The sequence below is a fragment of the Streptomyces sp. NPDC027189 genome (genome assembly GCF_055566975.1).
In genome coordinates this window covers 401,445-414,003 of record NZ_JBVHRI010000004.1, presented here as the reverse complement: position 1 = coordinate 414,003, position 12,559 = coordinate 401,445, and the positions used below count along the sequence as shown (strand labels likewise).

Sequence of the window (12,559 nt, the reverse complement as noted above, 5' to 3'; positions counted from 1 at the left end):
GGCTTGACCGGATTGTGACCGGAATTCGGCGTCGTGCGACCGGAATGCGCCCGTCAGCCATCAGAGGCGGACAGCCGGGAGCGACGGGAGCCGACGGAACCCACGGACGGCGACGGAACCCACGGACGGCGACGGAACCCACGGACGCCGACGGCCGTGTGCGGCCGCGGTGAGGGTTCAGCCCGGCGTGTTCACCATCGAAGCCGCCGCGTACGTCAGGTAGTTCCAGAGCGTGTGCTCGTGCTCCTCGGCGAGACCGAGCTCCTCGACGGCGACGCGCATGTGCTTGAGCCAGGCGTCGTGCGCGGCCTGGTCGACCGCGAAGGGGGCGTGGCGCATCCGCAGCCGGGGGTGGCCGCGGTTCTCGCTGTACGTCGTCGGGCCGCCCCAGTACTGGATCAGGAACAGCGTGAAGCGCTCCTCGGCCGGGCCCAGGTCCTCCTCGGGGTACATGGGCTTCAGCAGCGGGTCCTCGGCGACTCCCTCGTAGAAACGGTGCACGAGGCGCCGGAAGGTCTCCTCGCCGCCGACCTGCTCGTAGAAGGTCTGCTCCTGAAGCGTGCCGCGCCGAATCTCTTTCACATCAACCATGGTCTCAGACGGGGTGGCGGAGGACTCAAGGCTTAGGACCACTCCCTGTCGGGGGTCGATTCCGACGCGGTCCCACCCGAACGGCCGAGTCAGGATCGGCCGAGTCCGGCGCTCGCCTCGTGGCCCGTCCGGCAGCACAGTGGAGGTATGAGCGCGCACGCTCTCGACCACGACTTGGACGACCTCGCCGGCCTGGCGCGGGCGGCCCTCGTGCGCGAGATCGACAGGAGCGGGGCCTGGGACGCCGACCCGGTCTGGCGGGAGGCGTTCGAGGCGGTCCCGCGCCACCTCTTCGTGCCCTACTACTACGTCGGCGTCGTGGGCGGCTTCGAGCGCGTGTGGGGCGAGGACCCCGACATACGGGCCCGGGAGCGCTGGATCCGCGGCGCCTACGCGGACGCCCCGCTGGCCACCCGGGTGCGCGACGGGGAACTCGTGTCCTCCAGCAGCCAGCCGTCGCTGATGGCGAAGATGCTCACCGAGCTGGAGGTACGGGACGGGGACGCAGTCCTGGAGATCGGCGCCGGCACCGGCTACAACGCGGCCCTGCTCGCCCACCGCCTGGGCGACGACCTGGTGACCACGATCGACCTCGACGCGGAGATCACCGAATCGGCGCGGCGGCACCTGGACACCGCCGGGTACCACCCGACCGTCGTCACCGGCGACGGCGCCCGCGGCGTCCCCGAGCGCGCCCCCTTCGACCGGATCATCGCCACCTGCACGCTGACCTCGATCCCGCACGCCTGGCTTCCTCAGTGCACCCCGGGCGCCCGTATCCTCGCGCCGTTCGCGACCGGCCTGATCGCGCTGAGCGTCCGGGACGCCGGGCATGCCGAGGGGCGCTTCCTGCACACGCCCGCCTACTTCGTTCCCCTGCGCGGCGGGATCCGGCCCGAGCAACCGGAGCCGCAGCACCTGGGCGCGCTGCCGCGCCGGGCCAGGGGCCACGAGCTGTTCCGGTTCCTGCTGACCCTCACGGCGGGCCGCCTCGACCCCTATGAGGCGTACACGCTGTGGGAGCGCGAAAACCAGCCGGTGCGCGAGCGGTACGGGATCACGGTCAGCGGCGAGCACGCCTGGGCGTGGCTGGACGACCCCGAAGGGCCGTACGCCTGGCCGCTGCCGTAACCCCTGCGAGCCGCTGCCGTGACCCCTGCGATCAGCCGCGCCGGATGGTGATCGTCGTCCAGGCGCCGACGTGCACCCGGTCGCCGTCCTGGAGCGGAACCGGTACGAAGGGCTGGATGGGCTCCTCGCCGCCGTTGACCGTGGTCCCGTTCGTGGAGTTCTGGTCGACGACCGCCCAGCTGCCGTCCGGCTGCTGGACCAGGACCGCGTGCTGGTGCGAGACGCCCGGGTCCTCCGGGGGCACCGACAGATCGATGTCCGGGGTGTCGCCGGTGGAGTGGCGGCGGCGGCCGATCGTGATCTGGTTGCCGGTGAGCGGGCGCTGCTGCTCCGGCGAGTACGCGGGCAGGTTCAGGCCCGCGGCCTCGGGGCCGGAGCGCTGCATCATCGCCATGAAGTACTCGCGGTCGGGACCGATCGTCGCGGTCCAGGACAGCGGCTGCTGCTGGTAGGCGGGACGGGGGCCGGGCGGGGCCTGCGTCGAGCCGGACTGCGGGTAGCCGTAACCGCCGCCCTGGCCCCCGCCGGGACCGTTCGGGCCGCCCGGACCACCGGGGCCGCCGCCGGGTGTACCGGCCGACGGCGGGGAGATCACCCAGTCGTCGTCACCGCCGCCGTAGGACGGGCCGCCGGGCGCTGGTGCCTGCGGCGGGAACGCCGGCGAGGCCGGCTGCTGGGTGAAGGCCTGCGGGGCGCCGGGGCCTCCGGGCGTCGGCCCGGGCGGCGGCGGAACCGGGCGCGACGGGTTACCGCCGAAGCCCGACGGGTCGCCGCCGAAGCCCGAGGGATCGCCCCCGAAGCCCGGGGGGCCGCCGTTACCGAAAGGCGGGGCGGGCGGACCCGGCGGAATCGGCTCGGCGGGCCGGTTCATCTGCGAGGGCCGCGAGCTCTGGTACTCGAACGGGTCGTGGCCGGGCCCGGCTCCGGGACCGGTGGGCTGTCCCGGTGCCTGCTGCTGGAACCGCAGCGCCGGGTTCGGGCCACCAGGGCCGCCGGGACCACCGGGACCGCTGTGCGTCCCGGGTGCCGGCGGACGCGGTGCGGCCGGGGTGTACGAGGTCGCGGTGTTGGTCAGGAAGTTCCACCGGCACTCCTCGCAGAACGGCGCGGCGCCCTCGCGGGGCGTACGGCACTGCGGGCAGAGCTCGGGTTCGGGATCGGGCACGGCGGAAAGGTGCGGGCGCCCACCGGGGCCGCCACCGGGGCCGGGCGGCGGCGAGCCGGGCGGCGGATAGCCGTAACCGGCGGCGGGCGGCGGCGGGGGAGGTGGCGGGGGCACGGAACCGGCCATGCGGTGACCGCAGACCTCGCACCAGTCGTCGGAACCCGACTGGTGTCCGTTCGGGCAGGTCGGCATGTCGGCGCTTCCCCCTCTCCTTTTCCGGTCGTTATGACCGGGTTTCTCCGGCTCCCCGCGGGAACCGGGCTCGCTACTTCTTTACACGAACAGTCTTTGTGGATCGTGTTTCGAGGGTCATCTCGTCGGCCTCTTCGACCCTTGCCTTCAATCGCACAGTACCTGCCGCGGCGTCGACCACGTCCACCACCTTCGCAAGGAGTTTCGCAGTATCGGCATTGCCGGAGGCGCTGGCGAGCTGAACGGCACGTCCCAGCTTGGCCGTTGCGCCGTCGGCATCGCCCGCTTTGCGCAGATCCAGGCCCTGCTGGATGACTTGTGCCAGTTCCGCCTGACCCGTGTAGTGCGCGACCTGCGGATTGATCGAGGTCGAGGCCACCATGTCGTCGGTCCACACCGCCCGCACGAGACCCTGCGCGCCGAGGTTCTGCACGGTCCCGTCACCCTGCGGGATGACCAGCGAGACCCGGGCGGCCAGCATCTCCCGGCCGACTTCGGCCGAGGGGACCTCGACGCACACGTGGTAGTCGCGGGACTCGTCGCCCCAGGAGCCGGTGGGGTAGTCGCCGGCGCGCGGGCCCGCCTCGGTGCGACGGTCGGTCAACTCCTCGACCGTGGGGGCCACTTGCTTGACGAACTTGATCGCCGTGCCGACCGGCGTCCACAGCCTGAGGGAGACGTCCGCGACCTCCTTGCCCATGGCCGTCTCCATCATCTGCGTGAAGTCGGCGGACAGGGCGGCCGGGTCGGCCACGATGTCGGCGGTGCCGAGCAGCGCCGAGGCGACCCCGGTGACCTCCTTGACCTCCCAGTCGGTGCCCACTCCACGCGCGTCACACGTGAACCGCCCGGCACAGGAGTCGAGGGCGGCCTTGAGGTCCTGCGGTGACTCGTGTTCATTGCGGCCGTCGGTGAGCAGGATGCCGTGCCGGATGGAGACGTCCGCCGAGGACAGCAGCCGGTCGGCGAGGCGCAGCCAGGTGCCGATCGCCGTACCGCCACCGGCGCTCAGTTTGCGCAGGGCCTGCTTGGCCTGGTCGCGGCTGGCCGCGTCGGCGACCGCGAGCCGACCTCCGCCCGGGTAGACCTCCTTGGCGATGTGCGTGCCGCCGATCACCGCGAAGTGCACACCGTCGCGCAGGGTGTCGATGGCGGCGGCCGTGGCGTCGCGCGCGTTGCGCATCTTGGTCGGCGGATAGTCCATCGAGCCCGAACAGTCGACCATGATCGCCACGGCCGCGTCGGGGCCCTGGCCCGCCGTGTACAGGTGCGGCGCCCCGACCGCGCTTCCGATGGTGCCGCCGCCGGTCGAGCTCACCGTGACGATCGCGTTGACCTCGCGGCCGCCCTCGGGCAGGTACTCGTTCTGGTACACGTCGACCGAGAACTGCGGCACGTTCGACTTCGAGAAATTGGCCATGCCTTCTCTGTCCCCCTCAAGGCCTCCGGTAGTTGACGGAGGTGATGACTGTATGGGGACCGGTCCCCTCCGGTCCCGGGCCGTCCCCGTTCGTTCGCGGCCTCAGGCCGATCCTGCCCCCTGCGACGGGGCAGGGAACGGCAGGACGGCCACTGTTACGTTGTCGTGGCCCCCGCCGTCCAGGGCGTGGCCGACAAGGACCTGGGCGCTGTGAAGAGGCCTCTCTGCGGCGTCGAGGGGTACGACCTCGGCCATGTCCTCGGCCGCCTCCGCGTAGTTCCACAGCCCGTCGGTGCACACCACCACTACACCTGGCCGGTCCGGCTTGAAGGAAGCGGTGTGCGGCTCCAGTTCGTACGCGTCCGCGCCGAGCCAGCCCGTGATGGCGTGGGCGCGCTCGTCCGCGTACGCCTCCGCCTCGTTCATCAGGCCCGCGGCGACCATCTGCGCCGCCCACGAGTCGTCCTCGGTGAGCCGGGCGGGCAGCGAACCGCGGTCGACGGGCACCCAGTAGGCACGGCTGTCGCCCACCCAGCCGACGATCAGCAGGGTGGGAGTGACGACGGCGCCGACGAGGGTGCAGGCGGGCGCGTTCACATGAGGCGCGTGCTCGCCCTGCGAGGTGGAGGCGTCGGCCAGCGAGTTGACGGCCTCCGCGGCCGCGACGATCGCGTCGTGCATCGCCTGCTGCGGATGCGTGCCGAGCGGCAGGGCCTCCAGCAGTGCCTCGTTCGCGGCGCGGGAGGCGGCGAGCGAGGCCTCGTCCGGGCGGGTCGCCGAGGAGACGCCGTCGCAGACGATCGCGACCACCGCGGGCTGGCCGTCGGGCAGCGCGGTCGACGAGATCGCGAACGCGTCCTCGTTGCGGTGGTGGCGCAGGCCACGATCGCTGACCGCGGCCACCGCGCCCAACTCCTCCTCCATGTGGTCACGTTCGCGCGGCTGCGCGTGTCCGCAGTTCTCGCAGTAGCCGTCGCTGTCGACGCTGCCCGCGCGGCAGGCGACGCACATCTTGGTGCCGGCGGCCGGTGTCCCGAGGTCGGCGGTGCGGGGGTCGGCGGGAGCCTCGGGGGCCGGGGCTCCGGCGGCCGGGGGAGCCAGCGGGTAATCGTCGGGCTCCGAGGGCCGGTCGAACCGTACGCCCGAGGGAGGCTCGGGCGGACCGGCGGCGTGCGCGGCGACGACATGTGGGAGTTCACCCGCGGAATGTGGGAGTTCACCCGTGGCGTGCGGGAGCCCACCCGCAGGCTGGGTGAGTCCACCCGTGGCGTGCGGGAGCTCGGAGCCGCCCGAGTCCGTGCCCCGGATGTCCATGGCCCGGTGCACCGGCGCCGGCGTGTCGGAGCTGTCCACCTCCGGCGCCAGGGGCCAGTCCACGGACGAGACGCTCGAAGGGGGGCCTGATGAGGTGCCGTTCATGGTGATCGTGGGGTTGTCCGCCGGCGGTGCGGGCACCGCCGACAGGTCGTACCCGCACGCACCGCAGAAACGGTCACCCGCCTCCAGTGGCTCCTCGCAACTGGGGCACCGCGAAAGGGCCGTCGGCTGGGGCATCTGGGACATCAATCACACCCACGTCCGGGGGCGGTAACGGTTTGCACGTTCCACCAGGTCGATCCTCTCCTCGCCACCCTGCGCGAGCCGGGCCAGCGTCCGGTACGAACGCTCGAGTCCGAAGCGGAGGCCACGCTCGTCCAGCTCGCTGCCGAGCAGCGCACGTCCGCCTCCGGCGGCCGGAGCGGAACCCTGGCTACCGGAGAGTACCCAGTCCAGCGCGCAGCCAAGGACTTCTGTGGACAACTGCTCGCGTCGCACCGCGTCGAGACCGTATCCGTCAAGGGCCTCGACCTGTCCGGCCGCCGCTGTCAGATCGTCCAGGAACGGCGCGGCCGCCGCCTCCTCGGCCATCCGCTGCCGCAGCCGCGCCCGTACGGCCGCGACCCGCGCCGCCGTGTAGTGGATCGACGACTCCGGTACGGATTCCAGCGTGCGTACGGCGCCACGGCGGTCGCCCGAGGCGAGCTGCACCCGGGCCAGGCCGAACGCCGAGCTCACATAGCTGGGGTCGGTCGTCCACACCAGGCGGTAGTACTCGGCGGCGTTGTCCAGCTGCCCGAGCACCTCCGCGCACAGGCCGAGGGCCAGCTTGGGTGCGGGCTCGCCGGGGAAGGCGTCGTAGATCGCGTCGAAGGACAGCGCCGCGATCTCGTACTCCCCGGTGGCCAGCGCCGCGACGCCCCGGTACCAGACCACTCGCCAGTCGTCGGGGTGGTCCGCCTCCAGGGCCTCGATCGCCCTGGCCGCGCTGTTCAGCTCCCCCATCTCCAGCCGGGCCCGCAGCTCGCGCAGGCGCAGCTCCAGCGAGCCGGTGGGCGCCGCGTGCAGCGCCGTGATCAGCTCACCGGGCGCGGACGCCATGAGCCCCGCGAGGAAGCCCGCGTTGGGGTCGCCCGGGTCCACCCGGGGGATGGGCAGCGCGAGCGCGGTGGCGGCGGCCGATACGGCCTTGACCAGCGTGCTCGCAGCGGCCGCCGGGGGAAGGACGGGCGTGCCGTTCGTGCCGGCCGGCAGCTGGGGCGCGCCCTTCTTTCCGCGCAGGGGGACCACCCGAGCCCCCAGCCGCGACACATCGCCGTCCAGCTTCCCGAACAACTCCGTGTCCGTGACCCTGACCTCGGGCCCGAACAAGGTGGACAGCGCCGGGCGCGCCCGCCCCGTCTGAAGGGACACGACCTCCCTGAGCACACCGGTCAGCTGCTCGGACATCTCCTGCGCGGAGGCGAAGCGGCGGGCCGGGTCGGGGTCGGTGGCGCGGACCAGCAGCCGGTAGAAGGACTCGTACTGGCGGAAGACCTCGATGTTGTCCGGGTCGGGCAGGGAGTCCACGAAGACGTTCGTGTAGCCCTGGAAGTCGAAGGTGAGGACGGCGAGTGTGCGGGCGACCGTGTACAGGTCGGAGGCGACCGACGGGCCGACCTCCGCCACCTCGGGCGCCTGGTAGCCCACGGTGCCGTAGATGGCCGACTCGTCGTCGTCCATCCGGCGCACCGCGCCCATGTCGATCAGCTTGAGCTGGTCCTCGGTCTGGATCGCGTTGTCGACCTTGAAGTCGCAGTACAGCAGGTTGCGGCTGTGCAGATGGCCGAGGGCCTCCAGGGCCTCGATGCCGTACGCGCAGGCCTGCTCCACGGGCAGCGGGTCCCGCTTGCCGTCCGCCGTGCGGCGGCCGTTGGCGATCTCCTTCAGCGACTTTCCGCCGACGTACTCCATGACGATGTACCCGTCCAGCGAACCCGTCCGCTGGTCGAGGTGCTCGACGAAGTTGTAGATCCGCACGATGTTGGCGTGCTCGATCTCGGCGAGGAAGCGCCGCTCGGAGATCGCCGCCGCCATCGCGTCCTGGTCGCCGGTGTCGAGGAGGCCCTTGAGGACCACCCAGCGGTCGGAGACCGCGCGGTCGACGGCGAGGTAGACCCAGCCGAGCCCGCCGTGCGCGAGACAGCCCACGACCTCGTACTGGCCGTGCACGATGTCGCCCGCGTGCAGCTTCGGCACGAACGAGTACGGGTGGCCGCACTTGGTGCAGAACCCCTCGGTGCGCCCGGCCCGCTCGCCGCGCGAACGACCCACCGGAGCCCCGCAGTCGGAGCGCGAGCAGAATCGCTTCCGCTCGGGGACCTCCGGGTTCTCCTGGACCATCTCGCGCGGGTCGGGCCGCGGTACGTCCGGGACCTCGACCAGACCGACACCGAGCCTGCCGCGTCCGGAGGATCCCGCGGTCGAACCGGAGCTGCGGACCGACACCGAGCGGCCCGTCGAGCTGCCCGACAGCGAGCGCGACAGACGCCCGGAGACCGAGCGCCGCGACTGCGAGGAGCGTGACGAACTACGAGAGCTCGCCCGTGAACTGCTGCTGTTGGAACCACGGGAGCCCTGTGAGCCCTTGCCGCCCGCCGTGATCCCGGTCGGGGGCGAGCCCACCATGCCGTTCGACGAGACCACCGGGGCCAGGCCGCACGTGTCGCAGTACAGCTCGCCGCCGCCCACGTCCTCGTACGCTCCTGAGCAACCGGGCCGCTGGCACTTCTGCTGCCCACCCACAGCCTGCTGACTCACGATTCCCCCCTCCGGTCCACTCGGTCATGGGGCCCGCCCTGCTCGGGCACCCGCGGGCTCAACAGGTCTGCGGCCGCCCGCTGGTAGCGCAGCACGGCCTCCTCGGCGACGCGCAGATCACAGGGCGCGCTCCACAGCATGCGCCGCGCCGCGTCGTAACGCTCGACGAGGAACGGGTCCTCCGCCAGGCCGTGCCGGGCGACCTTCGCCTTGTACGCGTCGAGGCGGCCGCGCAGCTCCGCGCGGACCGCCAGCGGCGCGGTGACCGCCGTCAACGACTCGCGGGCGCGCAGGAGTTCGTCCTCCGCCTTCTCCTCCAGCGACTCCAGAAGCGGGGAGAGGCGGTGCCACTGTGCGTGTCTGCGGTACTCGGCGGCCGTCGCCAGCTGCTCCTGCAGCGCGGTCGGCGGACCGCTCACGGCCGGGACCTCCGACGCGGCGATCTTCGCGAGCACCTCACCGCGAGCGCTGCGCGCCTCGGCGAGCGTGCGGTCGGCGCGGCTGAGGACGTCCCGCAGCTTCACGAGCCGCGCCTCGGCGTCCTGCCGGACGGTGAGCACCGCGTCGATCTCCCGGCGCACGTCCTCCAGGGCGCGCGCCTCGCGGTCGTACGTCGTCGTGTCCGGGCGTCCGCCGCCGGGAGCCGAACTCCCTTGCGCGGGCACCCAGAAGGCCAGTGGATCGGAGACGACACGCTCGCGCAGCGTGGTGAGCGTTCGGGTGATCCGCTCCAGGTCGTCGCCCGCCGGGTGCTCGCCGGGGCGTACGCCCACGGAGTGCGCGAGCTGGCGGGTGCGCTGGAGCTCCGCGGCCAGTAAATCGATCCGGGCGGGCAGGGCGGACCACACGGCGTCCGCGGCGACGACCATGTCCAGCGACGACGCGTACAGCTGGTTCATCCGCTCCACCAGCGCGGCCAGCGAGAACTGCTCGCTGAGCTTGCTGCTGCCGGCCAGTGTCGGCGCGTTCGCGGTGGCGGTGGCGCTGCCCGCGACCGTGACGCTCTCGCCGCGCAGCAGTTCGGTCAGCTCGACCAGGTCGTCACGGCTGGACCAGCGTCTGCGGGAGCGGATGTCGCGGGCGGAGCGCAGCGCGTCCGTGTACGCGTCGAAGTAGGCCCACAGCAGAGTGATCGACGCCTCCGCGGACGTCCAGCGCTCCTTGGTCGTGCCCGTGAGCTCGGCGCCTTCCAGGAGTCTGCGGCCCGCGTGGTCCTGCAGGGCGAGGAGCGAGGTCTCGATGGCCTCGTGCTCCGCGCCGAGCCGCGCCAGCGCACGGTCCACCTCGTCCCGGTCCATCACCGGCCCGGGGGGTCCCGTGACGCCCATCGATCACCTCTCGCTCTCCGTTGTTCCCTGTGCGCCTGTCCGGTGCGCCCGGGTAACTCTCCAGTCGTATCAGGTCGGTTACTTGTACTTCGCCGCGGGCGGGTTCGCCGACTCGGAGTCCGCGCCCAGGGTCGGGGAAAGCCACTTGTCGTACGACGTGCGCCAGCCGCCCTTGCGGTAGTCCACGAGGACCTGGTTGACCCGGCGTACCAGATCGTCGGCGTCCTTCTTCATTGCCACGCCGTAGTACTCGGTCGTGAAGCGGTCGCCCTTGAGCTCCACCGTCGGGTCCTGCGCGGCCTGGCTCGCGGCGAGCGCGCCGTCGGTCACCACGGCGTCCACCTCGCCGAGCTGCAGCCGCACCAGGCAGTCGAGCTGGTTGGGGACGGTGGTCGATATGTCGGCGGAGGAGACGAGCTTGCCGGCGTCCTTGTCCGCCTTCAGCTTGTCGTAGGCGGTGGAGCCCGCCGCCGAGCAGATCTTCTTCTTCGCCAGCGACTTGTCGTACCCCGTGACGTCCGAGGTCTTCGGGGCCAGGACCTGCTGGCCGGTCAGGAAGTAGGGCGCGGAGAAGGCGACGTCCTTGAGGCGCGCGCAGTTGATCGTCATGGTGCGGACCACCATGTCGACCTGGCCGCTCTTGATCGCCGGGATGCGCTGGATGGTGGGGATGGCGTGGAACCGGACGGCGTTCGGGTCGCCGAGGATCTCCTTCGCGATCTCGTGCGCGAGATCGATGTCGAAGCCTTCCAGGTCGCTGCTCTTCTTCGTGCTGTTCGGATCGCGGTAGCCCCAGCGGAAGCTGTTCTGGTCGACGCCGACCGAGAGGTAGCCGCGCCTCTTGATGGTCGTGATCGTCGTGCCGCTCTCGTCGCTGGACGGAGAGAGGCTCTGGTCCTGCGGATCGGTGCAGGTGTCGTCCTTCACCTGGGTGCCCTCGGCCACCCCCTGGCTGCCGATGCCCGTGCTGCCGTCCCCGCGCGTGTTGCTCAGCGGCAGCAGTAGCGCGAAGACCACGGCGAGGGCACAGGCGACGGCCATCGCGCCCACGCCGCCCCAGCCCTTCAGGCTCGCCCTCAGGCGTCGTGCCGTCATCGCCGCTCCCCCTCTCACCGGTACTCCGAAAGCCTGCGCCCGATGCCGAGCAGCGCGCCCGCCGCGGCGAGCACCGCGAGGACCGCCGCGCCGACCGGGAGGCCGGTCATCGCGTCCCGGCCGCCGCCCGCCGCCTGCTTGAACTCGTTCTCCTCGTGCATCAGGGCGAGCGCCAGGTTCGTGTCGACGCCGTCGAAGCACTCGCGCGTCGGCTTGTCGCTCTTGGATCCGATCACCTTGTTCAGAGCGCCCTGGTAGTCGCCCTCGTCGTCGGCCGCGCGGGCCTCCTTGTGGCGGGACTTCCAGACCTTCATGTTGCCGGTGGCGGCCTGCACGGGCTCCTCGCCCGCCTTGTCGTCGGCGAGGTCCGCCGCCAGGGCCAGGCCCTTGGTGAGCGTCTTCATGTCCTGCTGGAAGTCGTAGTCGAAGGCGTCCACCGTCGTCGTGCCGTCGGCCAGCGTCTTGGTCTCGGCGCCGCGGCTGACCAGGGTCAGGTTCTCGTTGCCCCGCGCGTTCAGGGAAGCGATGCGGGCGTCGTGCAGCACGTTCAGTGAGCGAACGCCGTGGTCGTACGACTCGTCGAGTCCGGCGCGCGCGACGCTGTGCCCGACGACGAGCCACAGCAGCACCACCGTGGAGGCGGCGGTGGCGGCGACCATGCCCTGGTTCAACACCCGGTTGGTCCGCCGGTAGTTGCGGCGCTGGGCCCAGACCAGGCCGCCGAGCGCGAGCACGCCGAGGCCGATGGCGGCCCACGGGTAGGGCTTCGCGTCGGCGTAGTCGGAGCTCAGCCGCTGGTTCTCCCGCTGGTAGAGGTCCTCGGCCGCCGGGAGCATCTGCTTCTGCATCTTCTCGTTCGCGTACCGCAGATAGGCGCCGCCGAGCGGGTAGCCCTGCCGGTTGTTGGCGCGGGCGCGCTCGATGAGTCCCTTGTACTCGGGCAGCAGCTTGTTCAGCTTGGAGATCGTGTCCGCCGAGGGGGAGCCCGGCTCCGAGCTGTTGGCGGCGGTGATCAGCTTCGCGGCGGCGGTCTTGATGTCCAGCTCGTACCGGTCGCGGGAGGCCTTCGTCTCCTGGCCGCCGGCGAGGAAGCCGCTGGAGGCCGCCGTGTTGGCGTCGGCGAGCGAGCGGTAGATGTCGGCGGCGCTCGCGCTCAGCGGCTGGCTGCTGTGCAGCACGTCGTCCGCGGCGGCCGAACGCTCCGTCATCTGCCAGGCGGTGACAGCACCGAACGCGACGACCAGGAGGGCGAGGACCGCGCCGATGATACGCAGCCGGCCCGGCTCCGTCGTCGCCGCGGCGCGCAGGCTGTCGACGCCCTCCGCCCATGCCGTACGGCGCGCGGGTGCCGTGCCCGGCGTCTCCGGCCCGCCCCGCGGTGCCGCGGAGCCGGCCTGCGGCGGCACGGCCGGCATCGTCGGCGCGCCGGCCGGTGCCGGTGGCGCCGCACTGCCCTTCGGCGGGTATGTCACTTGACCTCCCCCATGGTCATCCGTAGCTCACCTCCGTCCCGTGCGCGGG

At 72.0% G+C, this 12,559-nt stretch carries 9 protein-coding genes; 1 reads left to right on the top strand and 8 read right to left on the bottom strand.

Annotation, left to right across the window (positions count from 1 at the left end):
- Positions 1 to 177: 177 nt before the first annotated feature.
- Complete coding sequence (locus ACZ4RZ_RS12795) at positions 178 to 591, bottom strand: globin (protein ID WP_467744049.1); 414 nt, start codon at positions 589 to 591, stop codon at positions 178 to 180.
- A 147-nt stretch (positions 592 to 738) separates the two neighbouring features.
- On the opposite strand from ACZ4RZ_RS12795, the gene ACZ4RZ_RS12790 reads away from it, so the two are divergent.
- Complete coding sequence (locus ACZ4RZ_RS12790) at positions 739 to 1,722, top strand: methyltransferase domain-containing protein (protein ID WP_467744047.1); 984 nt, start codon at positions 739 to 741, stop codon at positions 1,720 to 1,722.
- A 31-nt stretch (positions 1,723 to 1,753) separates the two neighbouring features.
- Here the strand turns inward: ACZ4RZ_RS12790 and ACZ4RZ_RS12785 are convergent, their stop codons facing one another.
- From ACZ4RZ_RS12785 to ACZ4RZ_RS12755, 7 genes are all read right to left on the bottom strand, one after another.
- Positions 1,754 to 3,079: an FHA domain-containing protein gene (locus ACZ4RZ_RS12785; protein ID WP_467744045.1), complete on the bottom strand. Its 1,326-nt coding sequence runs from the start codon at positions 3,077 to 3,079 to the stop codon at positions 1,754 to 1,756.
- Between the two features lie 73 nt (positions 3,080 to 3,152).
- Positions 3,153 to 4,499: a vWA domain-containing protein gene (locus ACZ4RZ_RS12780; RefSeq protein WP_467744043.1), complete on the bottom strand. Its 1,347-nt coding sequence runs from the start codon at positions 4,497 to 4,499 to the stop codon at positions 3,153 to 3,155.
- Between the two features lie 102 nt (positions 4,500 to 4,601).
- Positions 4,602 to 6,065, bottom strand: a complete 1,464-nt coding sequence (locus ACZ4RZ_RS12775; protein ID WP_467744041.1) for a PP2C family serine/threonine-protein phosphatase — start codon at positions 6,063 to 6,065, stop codon at positions 4,602 to 4,604.
- Complete coding sequence (locus tag ACZ4RZ_RS12770) at positions 6,066 to 8,615, bottom strand: serine/threonine-protein kinase (protein WP_467744039.1); 2,550 nt, start codon at positions 8,613 to 8,615, stop codon at positions 6,066 to 6,068.
- Positions 8,612 to 9,943 (bottom strand): hypothetical protein, encoded by a 1,332-nt coding sequence (locus tag ACZ4RZ_RS12765; RefSeq protein ID WP_467744038.1) that lies wholly within the window; start codon positions 9,941 to 9,943, stop codon positions 8,612 to 8,614. The genes ACZ4RZ_RS12770 and ACZ4RZ_RS12765 overlap by 4 nt, the downstream gene beginning before the upstream one ends.
- A 78-nt stretch (positions 9,944 to 10,021) precedes the next feature.
- Positions 10,022 to 11,038, bottom strand: a complete 1,017-nt coding sequence (locus ACZ4RZ_RS12760) for a glutamate ABC transporter substrate-binding protein (RefSeq protein ID WP_467744036.1) — start codon at positions 11,036 to 11,038, stop codon at positions 10,022 to 10,024.
- A gap of 14 nt (positions 11,039 to 11,052) precedes the next feature.
- Positions 11,053 to 12,510, bottom strand: coding sequence for a hypothetical protein (locus tag ACZ4RZ_RS12755; protein WP_467744034.1), 1,458 nt, complete (start codon positions 12,508 to 12,510; stop codon positions 11,053 to 11,055).
- Positions 12,511 to 12,559 lie beyond the last annotated feature (49 nt).